Consider the following 16,086-nt stretch of genomic DNA (forward strand, 5'->3'; position numbering starts at 1 on the left):
CGCGCAACGCTGCATAAGTTGCGCGCAGGTTCAGGAGCTGACATGTCTTTGGAAAATCTTGCCCGAACGCTGGAGCGCTCAGGCGATTATCGTGTGTTGCGCCGCCTGCGGCCGCATTGGCTGGAGGCCATGCCGCAGGGGCGCAGAGTGCGCAAAGGTCTGTTTCTGGACCTTGAGACCACAGGGCTGGATGCAACCTTTGACGAAATTATCGAAATTGGCATGGTGCCCTTTGCCTATACGCTGGATGGCGGGCTGATTGGCGTCTTGCCGGCCTTCAGCCGCCTGCGTGAACCCTCCGTGCCCGTGCCGCCGCGTATCACGGAGTTGACCGGGCTGACGCAGGACATGCTGGCCGGGCATAGCATTGCGCCGGAGGAGGTGGCCGATTTTGCTGCCGATGCTTCTCTGGTGATTGCGCATAACGCCGCATTTGACCGTCCGTTTATTGAAGCTTTTTGCCCTGCCTTTGCGGAAAAACCGTGGGCTTGTTCCATGTCGGATGTGCCGTGGGACGAGGCCGGGTTTGAGGGCCGCAAGCTGGGCTATCTGGCCACGCAGGCCGGGTTCTTTTTTGAAGGCCATCGCGCCACGGATGACTGTCTGGCGAGCCTTGCGCTGCTGGGCTATTGCGACTTCCCGGAGGGGCGGAGTGCGCTCTCCTATCTGTTGGACCGCGCCCGCTCGGTCTGGGTAAGGATCTGGGCGACGCAGGCACCTTTTGAAAGCAAGGATGCGCTCAAGGCCCGTGGCTATCGCTGGAATGACGGCATGGACGGGCGGCCCAAGGCATGGTTTATCGACCTGCCTCCTGAAAAACGGGACGAGGAAGAGACCTTTTTGCGGGACGAGATTTACCGGCGGGATGTTGAATTGACTGTCAGCGAGATTAAAGCCACAGACCGCTTTACAAGCCGGGTTTAGGACAAACGTGCTGAAAGTTTTTTTTGGTGCAGCGGGACTGCTGTGCTTGTCTTCCGTAGCAGTGGCTCCCGTTGCCAATGCTGCAAGTTGCCCGGATCTGTTTGCCAAAGGTGTCCCGCCAGCCGTCCTGTTCGAGACGGCACGCAGCGGCACGGTCATGCTGTGTAATGACCAGTATGCCGTGTTGGCCTCGGAACAGACGCGCGGGCCGCTCTGGTCTGCGGAAGATCTGACGGAAGAAAATCTGGAAATTGCCGACAAGATGCAGCGGCATGACAATTTTCAGCCGGACACGCGTTTGCCGTCCACCATGCAGGCGCTGACGGCGGATTACACCCGCTCCCATTATGACCGTGGGCACATGACGCCAAGTGGGGATGAGGCCGGGGCGGCGGCCCAGAAGCAAAGCTTTTTGCTCTCCAACATTGTGCCGCAAACGCCGGAGCTTAATCGTGGCCCGTGGGAAGGGGTGGAAAGTGCCGTGCGCGGCTGGGCGCGGGAGGAAGGGGAGATTTTTGTGGTGACCGGACCTGGTTATGATCCGGACCAGTTCAGAACTATCGGCTCCCATCACATTCCCGTCCCGACCGTGACATGGAAAGCGGTGTATGACCCGGCAGGGAATGGCACGGGCGCGTATGTCTGCCTGAATACCGCGCGACCGTCCTGCCGGATTACCAGTGTCGCGATGCTGATCCGGCTGGTGAATATTGATCCGTTTCCGGCACTCCCTGCATCCATGAAGGATCACGTTTCAGGCATGCCGCCTATTCGGGAAAGCCCCTATGCGCTGGCCAAACAGGACCGGACCCGCAAGTTGCTGAAAGAATGGGGTAAGAAAGCCGCGCAGAAAGCCCTGCGTGCTCTGGTGAAATCTTTGGTGCCGTAACGCTGGCGGAGAGCCGGGGGCCGTTTAAGGCGCCAGCACTCTGCAAGCCGCCAGATCCCACGCGGCACAGCCGACGGATTTGAAAAAGATAGGGCGGTCCTCTGGCGACGGGATGTGCAGGGCGGAGGCCAGTGCGCGCACATCTGCCCAGTTGACGCCTGCCTGAATGAGGTCTCCTGCCTCGCTCGGGGCGCCAACCGGGTCATCCACATAGAGGGTGCTGTTCCGCACAATTTGCGGGCCAACTTCAATCATGTCGGGCTGGAAGGCCCCGACACCAACCACCAGACAGTCTGGATCAGGTGGCCCGTCATACAAAACCTCCCGGCTGCTGGTGACGGTCAGGACGACATCAAAGCGCTCTTCGTCAGGGTGTTCGGGGCGGATATGTAAAGGCAGGTCGGCCTGTTGCTGGCAGAAGGTGGTCGCGCGTTCCGGCGTGCGGGCGCGTACCACAAGCGTGGCGTCAGGATACAGGGCGGCAAAGGCTTCACAATGGGCGCGGGCCTGCGTGCCGGTGCCAATTATCAGCACGCGTCGCACGGGCCCACGCGCCAGAAGCCGAACGCCCAGCAGGCTGATGGCTGAGGTGCGGCGCATGGTCACGGTTGGACCGTCCAGTGAAAAAAGCAATTCGCCGGTATGGGCGCTGGCGCAGGTAACCTGTCCCTGAATGGTGGGGCGGTCGGTGCCGGCATTGTCCGGGCAGATTGTCAGTAGCTTGGTGACAAGAAGATCCTGACTGACCGAAGGCATGGTCATCAGGAGCGTGGAGCCGCCGGGGGCGGGGACGACGCTGCGTTCGGGGCACACAATGGAGCCCTCTGCATAGGCCTGAGCCGTCAGGGCCAGAGCGTCTACCAGAGCCGGAAAGGGGAGGGCGTCACGGGTCTGGGCGGCGGAATAGTGTTTCATGCGGGGGATTATGCCAGAAAAGGGCAGGGAAAGCGCGTTTTAAACCGCCGCTAGCGGTCGATATGGCCGAGGTCCTGCTGAGGGGAAATGATATCCCGCACTCTCTGTTTCAGCTCTTTCGGGCCGGGGAAGCCGCCATCTCGCTTGCGCTCCCAGACCAGATGATCGTCCACATGGATTTCAAACCGGCCACCGCTATCCGGCACCAGTGTCACGCCGCCCAGTGTTTCTCCAAACGTGGAAAGCAATTCCTGCGCCATCCACGCCGCGCGCAAAAGCCAGTTGCATTGCGTGCAGTAGTGGATGGTGATGCGCGGTTTACTGTGCGTCATGCGGATCTCTTTTCAGGGGTAAGGCGTCTGACACAATACTCTTCATGCCATGAGCAGAAAATCAGTGCCAGAGGCCATACTGGCCGCAGCATACGCTGCGGCCAGACCTGTCAGGAAAGAAGCCGGGATTTCACTCCGGGATTTTTGAGATTTCCTCAGCCGCCGTGGTGAGGATCTGCGTAATGCGCTTAAGAGCGTCCGGAGAGCAGCCGCGTTTGCGCATCATGGCCTGTTTGAGCGCGTGGCGCGCCTGATGCAGGGCATCAGCGGCTTCCGGATCAACAGCGTTGACCCCGGCAAAGGCTTCCCGCACTTCGCTCATACGGCTGCCAATGCGGGCGAGGGTTTCCAGAATACGGTCTGCCTGCTCGCGGTTTTCTTCCAGAAAAGCCCGGCCTTCGTCCGTCAGGCTATACAGCTTGCGGTTGCCCTGCTGGGTGACGGAGGTGTGGCCGATTTCTTCCAGATAGGTGAGAGCCGGGTAGACCATGCCGGGGCTGGGGGCATAGAAGCCGCCGGATTTTTCTTCCAGCAGGCGGATCAGTTCGTAACCATGTGCAGGCTGTTCAGCGAGCAGGGCGAGCAGAATCAGCTGGAGTTCCTCCGAGCTGAGTTTGCGGCCTTTGGGGAAGTCTCCTCTGCCGGGGCCTCGTCCGAAGCCCCCTCCAAAACCGCGGCCAAAGCCCCGGCCTCCGCCGTGGCGTTCGCCGCGCGGTCCGGCGGCGTGGTGAGGATGGCGGGAGGGACGATCGTGTTTCTGTGTTTTCATCATGTCTTACGATATAAATATCTTAAGATAGATTTCAAGACTTATTTTTCGATTTATTATGAGAAATGCATCAGGCCTCTGCGGGGATGATGGCTTGATCTGCTCCCAACTCTCCCGCATCATCTAAAAATGTGCAGCATATCAAGCTTTTACAAGGTCGGAGCCGCAGGCGTTAGCCTTATGGCGCTTCTGTTCAGTACGCCTGTTTTTGCGGCGGAGGGCCGTGAGAGCCAGCCGTCTAAAGCCGAGATGGACAGCATAAATCGTCAGATTGCGGCTATTCAGAATCCGCAGGACCGTGCTGCGGTGCAGAACCAGAGTCTGGTCTGGAAGATGACGACCTTCCTCTGTCAGAGCGCTGCACGCGCACCGCTGACGCGTCTGGGAGCAGATGATCGGTTTTTTTTGCAGGATGATCAGCCCGGTAGTCAGGTGCTGGTCAGTTCCTCTTTGTTGCAGGGGCGGGGGCAGTTCCGGCAGGCGGCAGACGGCATAAGCTGGACGCCTTTTCAGTGGTCCTGCCATCTGGACCCCGCCACCGGCAGCGTGAAGAGCTTTGAGGTAACGCCTCTTGCGGGCGTTGGTGCGGCTGGCGCGTCAGCGTCCTCTACTGTCGGGCACGCACCGGAAGCCTGTCAGGCCGCGCATCTGAACGTGACGCTGGATGACCGGAACGGCGCGTTTGATGGTATGTCCCAGTCCGGCACCGTGCTCACCGTGCGTAATACAGGGGAGGAAGCCTGCACCCTGCCGCCGGTCCCGCTTGTACAGTTTGAAGATAAAAGTGGGGCTAAGCTGTCTGTTTTCAGGCGCTCAGTCGTTCGGGCACGTCAGCCCGGTTCCCATGGGGCTAAAACCACGCAGCATGTTGAACCTGTCCTCATAGAACCCGGGGTTGTGCGTGAGGCCACGCTACACTGGGTTTCCGGTGAGGTGTTTGATGACAGCCATAATTGTGTGCAGCCCGCATGGCTTGTGTTGAAGGTCGGGCAAGGGGAGCAACGGGCCGCTTTTAAAGGCCATCTCTGCGCGCCTGCCGGGGCGCATCAGGTTTTTGACCAGAGTGCCCTACAGGCGCATACGGATGCGCAGTAAGCATTTTAAAGAGCCGATTGTGCGAGGTATGCGGTGTTTCTGCGGCAACTGACTTATCTGATTGCGCTGGACCGGTGCCGTCATTTCTCCCGTGCAGCGGAAAGCTGTGGCGTCTCTCAGCCTGCTTTGTCTGCGGGTATTCGCCAGCTTGAAAACGAGCTTGGGATTACCATCATCCAGCGGAACCGCCGTTTTTACGGCCTGACGGAAGAGGGCAAGCGCGTGCTGGTCTGGGCACGTCAGACACTGGCCGCACTGGACGGGCTGAAGCAGGAAGCTGCTTTTGCACAGGATATTGCCGGAGGCTCGCTCTCCATTGGCGTTATGCCGCCCGCCATCCAGGTTGTCCCGCTGCTGCTGGAATGTTTTCGCGCAGCTGTTCCGGCTCTGCATGTGGAAGTGAAGGTTTATTCCAGCGCAGACATTACCAGGATGCTCCGGGAGCATCATTTACAACTGGGCATTATGTATCTGGACCAGTTGCCGGGTGATGGCGTGTTTGAGGCGCGGCCTTTGTATGCGGAACAGCATGTGCTGGCTGCGGCGGCTTCGGTCCAGCTTCCTGCCGGTAAGCACTGCTCCTGGGCGGAGATTGCCTCGTTGCCGTTGTGTCTGCTCAGCCGCAATATGCGCAGCCGGCAACTGGTGGATGCCGGGTTCAGGGACGCGGATGTGACCCCAACCGTGATGCTGGAAACTGATGCGCTGGAACTGTTGCATGCGGAACTGCTCGGCGGCCGTCTGGCCAGTATCCTGCCGGTGGCGGCGTTGCCTGAGCGGGTCGGGCTTTCCGGCCTTCAGCTCCGGCGCATTAACGGATGTGCATCGCCTGACGTCGGGCTTGTGCGGCTCACCCAACCCAACACAAGCATGTTGCTGACGCGCCTGTGGGATGTGGCGCAGACCCTGAACGTGGCAGACATTTATTCAGTCTGATAAGCAGGCTTTATCACCTGATCATTACAAACATTTGGACGAAGGCCCTCGGTTTTTCGCATTGTCCCGCTTCGTGCAGGAGGGGGTGCCATGCGCCGGGATACTATCATGACAGGTCAGAGCATGGTCGGGCCTGATGGGGGCTTGCTGGGCAGGCTCTTCTTCGGTGGCCCACGCACGTCCTGGCGTAGCAAGCTGAGCTGGCTGCTTGAGCCCTCGGCCATGGACGTGATCTTTGCCGTCCGGTCCTCCCTGGCAGCTGTCCTGTCCTTACTGATTGCCATGGGCATGGAACTGGACAGCCCCCAGTGGGCTCCGCTGACAGTCTGGGTGGTGGCGCAATCCTCGCGCGGGGAAAGTCTGTCCAAGGCGCGCTGGCGTATCGCCGGCACGGTGCTGGGCTGCTGTATTGGGGTGGCGCTGATTGCCGCTTTCCCGCAGGCCTCCGCTCTGTTTTTCTGCTGCCTTGCGGTGTGGATTGGCCTGTGTTGTGGCGGAGCGACCTTTCTGGAAAGCTATCGGGCGTATGGTCTGGTGCTTACAGGCTTTACCTCAGCCATTGTCGCTACAGGAGCCATTGCGCAGCCTGATGAGGTTTTTGATATCGCCATTGCGCGCGGCACCTACATTATTCTGGGTGTGGTGTGTGAAGCCCTTCTGGCTGTCCTTTTTATGCCCACCTTGCAGACGCAGGCCCGCAAACGCCTGCTTGACCGGCTGAACGGCGCTTTTCAGACGGTGCGCCATGTGGTCTCTGATCTGGTCAGCGGGCGAGCCGATGCCCAGACGCAAGGGCAGGTTCTGACAGATCTGATGGCGGCTAACGCCCGCATTGAGTTTGATGCGCTGGAAATGGGGCCACGCACCCACGCAGCAGACCACGCCCATGCGGCGCTCGCGGCCATGATTATGGTGTTGGCCCGTGCGCGGGGTATGGCGTTGTTACTGGAGCCGCAAAATGGGGGAGCGCAGGCAGATGTCCCGCTCCCGGCCTCCCTTTACGCGGATTATGATATTGCCCGGCAGCATATTGAGGCCTGCGCGCACCCGAAACGCGGAGATCGCTTCCGTTTTAAAATGACCTCCCGTCGCCATGCGCTGGAAGCGGTTGAAAACGGTATCCGCTCCTGCGCGGGCATTCTGGCTGGCTGGCTGGTGTGGGAGGTGACGGGCTGGCCTGCGGGGGCTGGCTTCATCTCTTTTGTGGCGTTGGTTTATGGTCTGCTGGCGACGCGGGAAAATCCCATTGTGGCCTCCACCCCTTTTTTGAAAGGGGCCCTCTGGTGTGCGTTTGCTGCCGCCATTTATGCATTCTGGATCATGCCTGCGGTCACAGCCCCCGAGGTGCTGATTGTTATGCTGATGATCGTCATGACAATTGGCGGTCTGGCCGCGCGGAAGCCGGCTACTGCGGGGTATGCCTTTTCTTTTAATATGTTTTTGCCCGTTCTGATCGGGCCGGGGAACCAGAGCCGTTTTTCAGAAGAGGCCTTTTTCAACAACGCCATGGCCTTTCTGGTCGCCGTGACCTTTGTTGGCTGGACGTATCGCCTCGTCCTGCCATTCCGGGTGGACTCTCACATGCGGCGCACGGCCCGTTGGGTGGAGCGCAGACTGAAGGCTCTGGGGGCACCGGGCAGCCGGGTGACAGTGCATCAATGGCTTGCAGAAAGTGCCTCCAGCCTTGTGCGGATTTTGCGGAATGCGCAGGGCGTGCCGCAGCCTGTCCGGCTGGCCTATATGCAGACGCAGTTTCGCGCCATGACCATGGGGATGCACATTGTCTTCCTGCGGGATGTGGCGAAGGACCCGGTTCTGCCGCTCAGCGCCCGGCGCGGCATTCAGGTCTTTTTGCGTAAATGGGTGCAGACGGGTACAGACGCCACGGCATGGGCCGGGATGACGGAAGGATGGCTGTTGCGGCAGATGCACGGTAAGCCGTTTGAGGTGCAGGAAACCCTGCAGAAAGCGGCGATTAGCCTGCGTATTCTGGCAGCTGAACGGCCCGAGGATGTGCTGTCCTGAAGAGAACCGGCTTCTGTGAGGTCTTTCTTTTTGAAGAGCTGCAGAGTTTTTCCCGCTGCATGAGTGGTTTTGGATCAGGGAATTTTTGTAAAACGGCAAACCGGGTGTAGTTTTCCAGCCAGAGTATCCCGCTGGTAAGATTGGAGAGCCCTCGTGAACGTCAGAAATGCTGGCAAGAAAGGCCTGACATTAAAAGTACTGGCCGGATTGGCTGCTGCCTTTGGTGTGCTGGATGGCGCAGGCGCAAACACCTGTTTGGCAGCCAAATCCGCTGCGGCAAGCACGTTGAATATTCCGCTCACACCTGCAAGCCAGGTGCAGAAAATCAGCACAACGTATCGCTGTTCCGGTTCTCAGGAACTGCTGGATAAACTCGCAAAACCGCTCGTCTCCGTCACCTATCTCAATGCCGGGGCGGTCAGTCTGGCTGTGTTGCAGGTGGAAGGAGAAACACAGGTTTTCTCTAATGTCATTTCCGCCTCTGGCGCCCGCTATACGGCCAATCGGTTTGAATGGTGGAGCAAGGGCGACACGGCTTTTTTCTCGGAAGTGGGGGCCGACGACACGCATCCTTTAACCTGTCAGGAAACGCATAAAGCAGCTTCGCGCAAAGGGCGTTGAGTGATGCGAGCCGGGAAAAAGAGGCAGGCATACGTGCGCTGGCTCCTGTGGTCTTGAGCTGACCAATGCTTTTTCTTGAAAAAGGAAGCCGCAGCTTTCTGCATGACCGACAACTCGGCTGTTCTTTGGCTCTTGTGGCCGGGGCAGTGAACGTTGCCGGGTTTCTGAGTGTTGGGTCCTATTGCGCGAACATGACCGGCAATGTCACAGCCTTTGCCATCGGTCTGCAAAAAGGGCAGGCCGAGGAGGTGTTGACCTGCGTTGCCCTGATTGCCAGCTTTTTTCTCGGCGCGATGATGTGCACGTTTCTGGTCAATGGTGGTCGCAGGCGCGGGCAGAAGGCGATTTATGCCTATAGTATTCTGCTGGAAGGTTTGCTTCTCGCCACGATCAATCTGGCGCAGTTTTTCTGGCTTCCTCCATCCGGGCACCATATTTTGCCACCGCTGGGGCTGAGCTTTCTGATGGGGTTGCAAAACGCCACAGTCACCCGGATTTCCGGCTCAGTCGTGCGCACAACGCATGTGACCGGGATGATTACTGATCTGGGTATCGAGCTGGCAGACTGGGTCGATGCCTTCCGGCATCCTGTTGATCCGGAACACCATGCAAAAACGGTGCTACGCCTGCGGCTGCATAGCAAAATTATTGCCTGTTTTATCGCAGGCGGGGCGGTAGGAGCCTTCGGCTACACCACATGGCCGCGCTTTTTTCTGATGGGCGTGGCCTGTGTCGTCATCGCGCTGGCGCTGCCAGGTATTCTGGCGAACGCGTTTCCAGTATCGTCTGGTCAGACAGAGCGGAATACAACGCCCCCGCCGTCTCTCTGAGAAAAAGCATGCAGCAAGAAGGCAGTTTTTAGGAGCTGCCTTCTTGCTGACAGATGCCGCGGGAGCGGTTTACTTCAGAAAGCCGACAATTTTTTCAGCTTCAGAAACAATCGGTTCTGCAATCGCCTGTGCGCGCTGAGCGCCGGAGCGCAGCACGTTGGCCAGATGGGTTTCATCCTGCATCAGGCGCGTGGTTTCCTGCGCAATGGGGGCAATGGCGTTGACCACAACGTCGGTCAGCGCCTTTTTGAAGGGGCCAAAGCCTTCGCCCTGATGGCGCGCCAGAACCTCTTCCACGCTCAGGTCAGCCAGAGCCGCGTAAATGGTCACCAGATTTTTGGCTTCCGGGCGGTCTGCCAGTCCGGCAGGTTCTGCGGGCAGCACGTCGGCATCCGTTTTGGCGCGACGGAGCTTCAGAGCAATCGTATCGGCATCATCCGTCAGCTCAATACGGCTCTGGGCAGATGGGTCCGACTTGGACATCTTCTTGGTGCCGTCGCGCAGGCTCATCACACGCGCGGCTGCGGGCGGGATCAGGGCTTCGACTTCCGGGAAGAATTCAACGCCGTAGTCATGGTTGAATTTCTGGGCGATGTCATTCGTCAGTTCCAGATGCTGCTTCTGATCTTCCCCAACCGGCACGCGGGTGGCTTTGTAGGCCAGAATATCGGCGGCCATCAGGCTGGGGTAAACATAGAGACCAGCGGAATGGTTTTCCCGGTCCTTGCCGGCCTTGTCCTTGAACTGCGTCATGCGGTTCAGCCAGCCAAGACGGGTCACGCAGTTAAAAATCCAGGCCAGCCGTGCATGGGCGGACACGGCGGACTGGTTGAACAGGATGTGTTTGTCCGTATCAATCCCGGCGGCCAGCAGAATGGCGGCCTGTGTCAGCGTCTGGTTGCGCAGTTTTTCCGGGTCCTGCCACACTGTGATGGCATGCATGTCCACAAGGCAGAAAACGCACTCATGGTCGGCCTGCAGGCTGACCCAGTTGCGGATTGCACCCAGATAATTACCAAGCTGCGGAATACCGGAGGGCTGAATGCCGGAAAAAATACGTTGCATAAGGATACCAGTGCCTGCGTCAGGAAAAGGAAGGGTCAGGGAAGGGGGGCTTTATGGTCCAGCTCTTCCCGCTCCAGCGCGACCATGCCAGCCGATTTGCGGGTGGTGCGAGCGGCTGCAATGTCTGCTGTGGTAATTTGCGGTGTGGGGCTGGTCTGCCCGCGGGAAGACAGCCACGTCAGAATCTGTGCCACCTGTTCATCCTGCAGGTAGCGGAAGGGCGGCATTTCGGCCTCGTAAGGCTGCCCGTTGGCTTTGATGGGACCGCTGACGCCATTCATCAGCACATCAGCCAGATATTTCCGGCCTTCCGGTGTGCTGGCAATGCGGTCAATCCGTCCGACAAGCGGGGGGACCGCGCCGGGCATTCCGTCGCCACCATGGTGGCAGATGCCGCAATTTGTTCCATACAGGCCAGCCCCGCTTTTAGGGGTGCAGGCTGTCAGGAAAAGAGCAGCCCCGCTTGCGGCAAGAAGAGCGGGGCGAAGCCGTTTGAAAAACGTCATGAGACTAAAAAGACCTGCTGGCTCCACATGGGCGGAGCCAGCTTTGGCAACATGCCGGGGTTAGCGCGTGTGCGTCACACCCAGCAGCTGGATACGGAAGATAAGCGGGCTGTCGGACGGGATAACGCCCATGGCTTTGTGGCCATAACCCAGCTCAGGCGGCACATAGAGCATCCATGTATCGCCTACGCGCATCATCGGCAGGGCTTCCATCCAGCCTTTCACAAGGCCTTCCAGCGGCATCTGCATATAAGCGCCGTCACCATGCTGTTCTGAGCTGTCAAAAATGGATCCATCAGGCAGACGGCCTTCATAGATCAGCATCATGACGTCACCCGGACGTGGCTGGTCGGCGTCTTTCTTGCCAGACTGCAGAACCTTATAGGCCAGCCCGTCCTTCAGCACCGTCACACCAGGCTGGCTGCGCAGCTTGTCCAGCTGCTGCATGGGGGTCAGCTCGGGTTCTTCCTGCTTGTGGGAGCCACAGGCCGTAAGAGAAACGGCCATGCTGGCCGCAAGCAGATAGGGGATGATGTTGAAACGACGGGTCATGGTCCTCTCGGCAATCTAGAAAGAATGGCAGATGTCCAAAAGCTCAGAGAGCGCCGCCATTGCGGCCAATCTGTGCTCCCAGTCTCAGACGCAGCGCGTTCAGTTTGATGAAGCCCTGTGCGTCAGCCTGATTATATGCACCTTCATCATCCTCAAACGTCACGACACGGGTATCATACAGGCTATTGGGGCTTTCGCGACCAACGCAGATGACATTACCCTTATAGAGTTTAAGACGCACGCGGCCTGAAACGGAATGCTGAGACGCATCAATCAGCGCCTGCAGCATACGGCGTTCCGGGGAGAACCACAGCCCGTTATACAGGATGGCAGCGTAGCGCGGCATCAGGCTGTCTTTCAGGTGCATGGCTTCACGGTCCAGCGTAATGGACTCAATGCTGCGATGCGCCGTCAGCAGGATGGTGCCGCCCGGTGTTTCGTAAATGCCGCGGGATTTCATCCCCACAAAGCGGTTTTCCACCAGATCCAGACGGCCAATGCCGTTGGCTTTGCCCAGTTCGTTCAGGCGGGTGAGCAGGGTGGCCGGAGACATGGCTTCGCCATTGATGGCAACCGGGTCACCGCTGACGAAATCAATGGTGATTTCAGTCGCCACATCCGGGGCTGCTTCCGGAGAAATGGTGCGCTGGAAAACGATTTCTTCCGGGCCAATGGCCGGATCTTCCAGCAGCTTGCCTTCAGAAGAGGAGTGCAGAAGGTTGGCATCGACGGAGAACGGCGCTTCGCCGCGTTTGTCCTTGGCAATGGGGATCTGGTTTTCTTCAGCAAAGGACAGCAGGCGGGTGCGGGAGGTCAGATCCCACTCACGCCAGGGTGCGATAACCGTGATGTCGGGCTGCAGGGCGTAATAGGCCAGCTCGAAGCGAACCTGATCGTTCCCTTTGCCGGTTGCGCCGTGGGCAACAGCGTCGGCACCAACGGCGCGGGCAATCTCGATCTGGCGCTGAGCGATCAGCGGGCGGGCAATGGACGTGCCCAGCAGATACTGGCCTTCATACAGCGTGTTGGCCCGGAACATGGGGAACACGAAGTCTTTGACGAAGGTCTCGCGCAGATCTTCGACGAAGATTTCCTTCACGCCGAACATTTCAGCTTTCTTGCGGGCCGGTTCCAGTTCCTCACCCTGACCAAGGTCAGCCGTAAAGGTGACAACCTCACACCCGTAAGTCTTCTGCAGCCAGCGCAGGATGACGGACGTATCAAGGCCGCCGGAATAGGCCAGCACAACCTTTTTGACATCTTTTCTGGCGGCAGTAGCGGCCATGAGGCAGGTCTCCTGAATCTGATAAAATGAATAAAGTCCGATGAGTGTCCTAGCACCAGCGGGGGAAGGGAGCCAGAGCCCAACCCCCGCTGAGCGTGGTCTGATGCAGAAAAATCAGCTTTGAGAAGCGCGGATGCGCTCACTTTCGGTTTTCAGCTGCCCGCAGGCGGCCAGAATATCGCGCCCGCGCGGTGTGCGGATGGGAGAGGCAAAGCCTGCGGCCATGACGATATCCGCAAATTTGTTCTGCTGTTCCCGCGTGGAGGGGCGGTAGGCGCTGCCCGGCCAGGGGTTGAAGGGGATCAGGTTGACCTTGGCGGGAATGCCGGAAATCAGCCGGACCAGTTCCCGCGCGTCGGCCTCACTGTCATTCACGCCGCGCAGCATAATGTATTCAAACGTGATGCGGCGGGCATTGCTGGCTGCCGGGTAGCGGCGGCAGGCGGCCAGAACCTCTTCAATGGGGTATTTGCGGTTGAGCGGCACAATCTCGTCCCGCAGGTCATTCCGCACAGCATGCAGGGAGACAGCGAGGTTGATGCCTAGTTCATCCCCGCAGCGGTCCATCAGCGGCACAACGCCAGAGGTCGAAAGCGTAATGCGGCGGCGGGAGAGACCAATGCCTTCCCCATCCATGATAATCCGCATGGCCTTGGCGATGTTTTCGTAATTATAGAGCGGCTCGCCCATGCCCATCAGTACGATGGTGGAGAGCAGGCGGGGCGTGTCACCCTTGGGGCTGGGCCATTCGTTATAGGAATCCCGCGCCGCCATGAACTGGCCGACAATTTCCGCAGCGCCAAGGTTGCGCACCAGTTTCTGGGTGCCGGTATGGCAGAAGGTGCAGGACAGCGTACAGCCAACCTGCGAGGAAATGCACACAGCGCCCCGGTCTTCCCGGCGGTCCGGAATATAGACAGTTTCAGCTTCCTGCCCGTCACGGAACCGGAAAAGGAATTTGCGGGTTTCGTCTGAGGACGTCTGGACTGTTGCGGCTTCCGGGCGACCAACAACAAACCGTTCCGCCAGCTTTTGCTGGAGCGGTTTGGCAATGCTGCTCATCTGCGTGAAATCGGTCACGCCCTGATGGTAGATCCAGTGCCAGAGCTGTTTGGTCCGAAACGGCTTTTCCCCGATTTCGACCAGAATGTCGGTAATTTCCTCACGCGTCAGCCCCACCAGATCGCGTCGCCCATCCGGCAGAGTGGCCGGGGGCGGGCTGAACAGGGCGGCTTTTGCCAGAATACGGGCCCGTTCATCCGCATTGAGCGAGGCTGCGGCCTCTGCATCGTGCGATGGTGTGGGATGAGCAGAATTACCTGAAGACATGAACGGCGCCACTACTGGAAGGGAGGAAAGGAGCCCTTATAACAGAGAAGGGCCCGGCAAGCACCGGACCCTTGATAAATTATCCTGATCTTTCTGCGCAAAGCCGTTGGATCAGCTGTTTAGGAACTGGTCCTGCGGCCAAACAGCTCGCGCGTTCAGCGTTCAGGACCAGAAGGTTTCCTTACGGTGTGTGCGTGGGGGCGACCGATGGTTGTGGGGAAGCCTGCAAACCCGAGCGCAGCCATGCCGCGATATTGGTTTTGGCCGGATCAATCCCGCCCAGAATCGCGCTGATTGTCTGCGCGGAATACGCATCCGGCGTCGTGTCCGGAGAGATCGGGAAGGAAGGGCGCGGAATATCAAACGTCATTGCTGGCTGTTCCGCCTCCGCTGTGCTGCCTGCCATGCTGGCCTGCTGGAGGCCGTCAGACTGGATGTTGGCCACTACAGAAAGGTGGTCCGCATCCTGATGCAGGCCAAAATACAGATAGGCGTAAGAGGCCGCGGCAGAAAGCACATCCCGCATGGCGATGCGATACCGGTTATTTCCATCGGATGGGAGCGCGCGGGCATGCAGTGTCGCCGGATCTGTTGAAATCACCAGTGTCTGATTTTTCAGATCATCCTGGAGCGTGAGTCCGTCCTGCTCGTAGCCACGGAGCAGAGAGTTGCCCGCTTCCGTCACGCTGTCCTGCGGAGCAGGGGCATTGGCGGCAGCATTATACGGGCGAGGGGCAGCTTGGGCACCACCAGTGATGCCGAGCAGGCCGGTTGCAACGCCAAGCACCATGATGATTTTGCGCATAAGCGACAGACTTCCTTAACTATGCTGTGAGAAGATTTTATTACTTGGAGAATGTGGCAGAAAAAGTGATCTTTCGCCACGTATTTGCCGAGCAGGCAGTAATAAAAAATCTTTTAAGGAAGTGTTTTTACAAGAACGGGCAGCAAGACTGCTTGGGGAAGCAGTCTTGCCGGACTGTTTTAACCGACGAGCGGAACCCGTTTGGCGGCAATCAGGAATTCCCGGTTGCCTTCCGGCCCCGTAATGGGGCTCGCTTCGATCCCCAGCACAGACCAGCCGGGCAGAGCGCTCCACCAGTCATGGATCATCTGGCACACGCTTTCATGCACCGCTGGGTCACGCACAACGCCTTTGGCCCCGATCTGGTCACGGCCTGCTTCAAACTGCGGTTTGATGAGAGCGACGGCCCAGGCATCATCTGTTGCCAGAGACAGGGCAGCAGGCAGCACTGTCCGAAGGCCGATAAAGCTGGCATCGCAGACAATGACAGACGGGGCTTCCGGGATCTGCGTGCTGTCCAGATGCCGGGCATTGCACTTTTCCATCACGGTCACGCGGGCGTCAGACCGTAACTTCCATGCCAGCTGCCCGTGCCCAACATCCACAGCATAGACATGCCGTGCCCCGTTGGTGAGCAGCACATCGGTAAAGCCGCCTGTAGAGGCGCCGACATCCAGACACACGCGGTCCTGCGGGGAAAGATCAAAATGGGTGAGGGCGTGAGCCAGCTTGCAGCCGCCGCGGGAAACCCACGGATGCTGCTGGCCACGCACGTCCAGAGGCGCGTCCTCGGCAAGCTGATCACCTGCCTTGGCAACGCGTTTTTCTCCGGTGAACACTAGCCCGGCCATAATCAGGGCCTGAGCTTTTGTCCTGCTTTCAACCAGCCCCCGGTCAACAAGCATCTGGTCAACACGACGGCGCGCCATCAGATCAGGCCGTCTGCTCCGTCAGCGCCACACCCAGCGCGCTGAGAGCGGTTTTGACGATGTGGGGGGCGGTGAGACCGGCCTGCTCGTACTGGGCGTCCTGCGTATTATGGTCGATGAAGATATCGGGCAGGGTCATGGGGCGGAAGCGGACATGGTCCAGCAGGCCGGTATTGGCCAGATGCTGGCCCACCTGCGCGCCAAACCCGCCAATCGCGCCTTCTTCCAGCGTGATCAGCACGGCATGGTTGCGGGCCAGATTTTCTACCAGTGCGGTAT

18 protein-coding genes are annotated in these 16,086 nt (G+C 59.0%); 7 read left to right on the forward strand and 11 right to left on the reverse strand.

Features of this window, described 5'->3' with window-relative positions:
• The first annotated feature begins 42 nt into the window (after nt 1-42).
• Complete coding sequence (locus KP703_RS08170) at nt 43-924, forward strand: 3'-5' exonuclease (RefSeq protein ID WP_215754456.1); 882 nt, start codon at nt 43-45, stop codon at nt 922-924.
• Nucleotides 925-970: 46 nt separating this feature from the next.
• A complete protein-coding gene (locus tag KP703_RS08175) occupies nt 971-1,813 on the forward strand; it encodes a DNA/RNA non-specific endonuclease (protein ID WP_252353934.1) in 843 nt (280 codons plus the stop codon).
• Nucleotides 1,814-1,837: 24 nt separating this feature from the next.
• On the opposite strand, the gene KP703_RS08180 is transcribed toward KP703_RS08175, so the two are convergent.
• From KP703_RS08180 to KP703_RS08190, 3 genes are all read right to left on the reverse strand, one after another.
• Entirely contained in the window at nt 1,838-2,728 is an 891-nt protein-coding gene (locus KP703_RS08180) for a delta(1)-pyrroline-2-carboxylate reductase family protein (RefSeq protein WP_215754457.1), read from the reverse strand.
• 50 nt (nt 2,729-2,778) lie between these two features.
• Complete coding sequence (locus KP703_RS08185) at nt 2,779-3,060, reverse strand: SelT/SelW/SelH family protein (RefSeq protein ID WP_215754458.1); 282 nt, start codon at nt 3,058-3,060, stop codon at nt 2,779-2,781.
• A gap of 130 nt (nt 3,061-3,190) precedes the next feature.
• Nucleotides 3,191-3,832: a PadR family transcriptional regulator gene (locus tag KP703_RS08190; protein ID WP_252353935.1), complete on the reverse strand. Its 642-nt coding sequence runs from the start codon at nt 3,830-3,832 to the stop codon at nt 3,191-3,193.
• Between the two features lie 177 nt (nt 3,833-4,009).
• Between KP703_RS08190 and KP703_RS08195 the strand changes: the two genes are divergently transcribed.
• From KP703_RS08195 to KP703_RS08215, 5 genes are all read left to right on the forward strand, one after another.
• Nucleotides 4,010-4,924, forward strand: a complete 915-nt coding sequence (locus tag KP703_RS08195) for a DUF4232 domain-containing protein (RefSeq protein WP_215754459.1) — start codon at nt 4,010-4,012, stop codon at nt 4,922-4,924.
• A gap of 33 nt (nt 4,925-4,957) precedes the next feature.
• Nucleotides 4,958-5,860, forward strand: coding sequence for a LysR family transcriptional regulator (locus KP703_RS08200; protein WP_062142111.1), 903 nt, complete (start codon nt 4,958-4,960; stop codon nt 5,858-5,860).
• Between the two features lie 90 nt (nt 5,861-5,950).
• On the forward strand, nt 5,951-7,885 hold the full coding sequence (locus KP703_RS08205) for an FUSC family protein (RefSeq protein ID WP_252353936.1): 1,935 nt from the start codon (nt 5,951-5,953) through the stop codon (nt 7,883-7,885).
• A gap of 153 nt (nt 7,886-8,038) precedes the next feature.
• The gene (locus KP703_RS08210; protein WP_373687458.1) at nt 8,039-8,506 is read left to right on the forward strand and encodes an MliC family protein; all 468 of its coding nucleotides are present in this window, start codon (nt 8,039-8,041) and stop codon (nt 8,504-8,506) included.
• A 65-nt stretch (nt 8,507-8,571) separates the two neighbouring features.
• Complete coding sequence (locus KP703_RS08215) at nt 8,572-9,336, forward strand: YoaK family protein (protein WP_062142108.1); 765 nt, start codon at nt 8,572-8,574, stop codon at nt 9,334-9,336.
• A gap of 69 nt (nt 9,337-9,405) precedes the next feature.
• On the opposite strand, the gene trpS is transcribed toward KP703_RS08215, so the two are convergent.
• The 8 genes from trpS to KP703_RS08255 all read right to left on the reverse strand — a co-directional run.
• On the reverse strand, nt 9,406-10,401 hold the full coding sequence (gene trpS, locus KP703_RS08220) for a tryptophan--tRNA ligase (protein WP_215754460.1): 996 nt from the start codon (nt 10,399-10,401) through the stop codon (nt 9,406-9,408).
• A gap of 35 nt (nt 10,402-10,436) precedes the next feature.
• Nucleotides 10,437-10,907 carry a cytochrome c gene (locus KP703_RS08225; protein WP_062249023.1) on the reverse strand — a complete coding sequence of 157 codons (471 nt, stop codon included), beginning with the start codon at nt 10,905-10,907 and terminating at the stop codon, nt 10,437-10,439.
• Between the two features lie 60 nt (nt 10,908-10,967).
• Complete coding sequence (locus KP703_RS08230; protein ID WP_062142105.1) at nt 10,968-11,459, reverse strand: FKBP-type peptidyl-prolyl cis-trans isomerase; 492 nt, start codon at nt 11,457-11,459, stop codon at nt 10,968-10,970.
• Nucleotides 11,460-11,502: 43 nt separating this feature from the next.
• On the reverse strand, nt 11,503-12,744 hold the full coding sequence (locus tag KP703_RS08235) for an argininosuccinate synthase (protein WP_043550972.1): 1,242 nt from the start codon (nt 12,742-12,744) through the stop codon (nt 11,503-11,505).
• A 114-nt stretch (nt 12,745-12,858) separates the two neighbouring features.
• Nucleotides 12,859-14,073, reverse strand: coding sequence for a 23S rRNA (adenine(2503)-C(2))-methyltransferase RlmN (gene rlmN, locus KP703_RS08240; protein ID WP_061505831.1), 1,215 nt, complete (start codon nt 14,071-14,073; stop codon nt 12,859-12,861).
• A 181-nt stretch (nt 14,074-14,254) separates the two neighbouring features.
• The gene (locus tag KP703_RS08245) at nt 14,255-14,878 is read right to left on the reverse strand and encodes a hypothetical protein (protein WP_215754461.1); all 624 of its coding nucleotides are present in this window, start codon (nt 14,876-14,878) and stop codon (nt 14,255-14,257) included.
• Nucleotides 14,879-15,057: 179 nt separating this feature from the next.
• Complete coding sequence (locus KP703_RS08250; protein ID WP_215754462.1) at nt 15,058-15,807, reverse strand: TlyA family RNA methyltransferase; 750 nt, start codon at nt 15,805-15,807, stop codon at nt 15,058-15,060.
• Between the two features lie 4 nt (nt 15,808-15,811).
• Nucleotides 15,812-16,086, reverse strand: a 275-nt coding sequence (locus KP703_RS08255; protein ID WP_306789691.1) for a transketolase C-terminal domain-containing protein, incomplete at its 5' end; no start/stop codon positions are given.

Origin of the sequence: Acetobacter sp. P5B1 (assembly GCF_018811985.1) — a bacterium.
Taxonomy (GTDB): Bacteria; Pseudomonadota; Alphaproteobacteria; order Acetobacterales; family Acetobacteraceae; genus Acetobacter; species Acetobacter cerevisiae.

What these genes read in the sequence shown, in the direction of transcription:
- KP703_RS08170 (WP_215754456.1), top strand. Translation starts at nt 43, where the DNA reads ATGTCTTTGGAAAATCTTGCCCGAACGCTGGAGCGCTCAGGCGATTAT.
- KP703_RS08180 (WP_215754457.1), bottom strand. Translation starts at nt 2,728, where the DNA reads ATGAAACACTATTCCGCCGCCCAGACCCGTGACGCCCTCCCCTTTCCG.
- KP703_RS08185 (WP_215754458.1), bottom strand. Translation starts at nt 3,060, where the DNA reads ATGACGCACAGTAAACCGCGCATCACCATCCACTACTGCACGCAATGC.
- KP703_RS08190 (WP_252353935.1), bottom strand. Translation starts at nt 3,832, where the DNA reads ATGATGAAAACACAGAAACACGATCGTCCCTCCCGCCATCCTCACCAC.
- KP703_RS08195 (WP_215754459.1), top strand. Translation starts at nt 4,010, where the DNA reads ATGGCGCTTCTGTTCAGTACGCCTGTTTTTGCGGCGGAGGGCCGTGAG.
- KP703_RS08205 (WP_252353936.1), top strand. Translation starts at nt 5,951, where the DNA reads ATGCGCCGGGATACTATCATGACAGGTCAGAGCATGGTCGGGCCTGAT.
- KP703_RS08215 (WP_062142108.1), top strand. Translation starts at nt 8,572, where the DNA reads ATGCTTTTTCTTGAAAAAGGAAGCCGCAGCTTTCTGCATGACCGACAA.
- trpS (WP_215754460.1), bottom strand. Translation starts at nt 10,401, where the DNA reads ATGCAACGTATTTTTTCCGGCATTCAGCCCTCCGGTATTCCGCAGCTT.
- KP703_RS08225 (WP_062249023.1), bottom strand. Translation starts at nt 10,907, where the DNA reads ATGACGTTTTTCAAACGGCTTCGCCCCGCTCTTCTTGCCGCAAGCGGG.
- KP703_RS08230 (WP_062142105.1), bottom strand. Translation starts at nt 11,459, where the DNA reads ATGACCCGTCGTTTCAACATCATCCCCTATCTGCTTGCGGCCAGCATG.
- KP703_RS08235 (WP_043550972.1), bottom strand. Translation starts at nt 12,744, where the DNA reads ATGGCCGCTACTGCCGCCAGAAAAGATGTCAAAAAGGTTGTGCTGGCC.
- rlmN (WP_061505831.1), bottom strand. Translation starts at nt 14,073, where the DNA reads ATGTCTTCAGGTAATTCTGCTCATCCCACACCATCGCACGATGCAGAG.
- KP703_RS08245 (WP_215754461.1), bottom strand. Translation starts at nt 14,878, where the DNA reads ATGCGCAAAATCATCATGGTGCTTGGCGTTGCAACCGGCCTGCTCGGC.
- KP703_RS08250 (WP_215754462.1), bottom strand. Translation starts at nt 15,807, where the DNA reads ATGGCGCGCCGTCGTGTTGACCAGATGCTTGTTGACCGGGGGCTGGTT.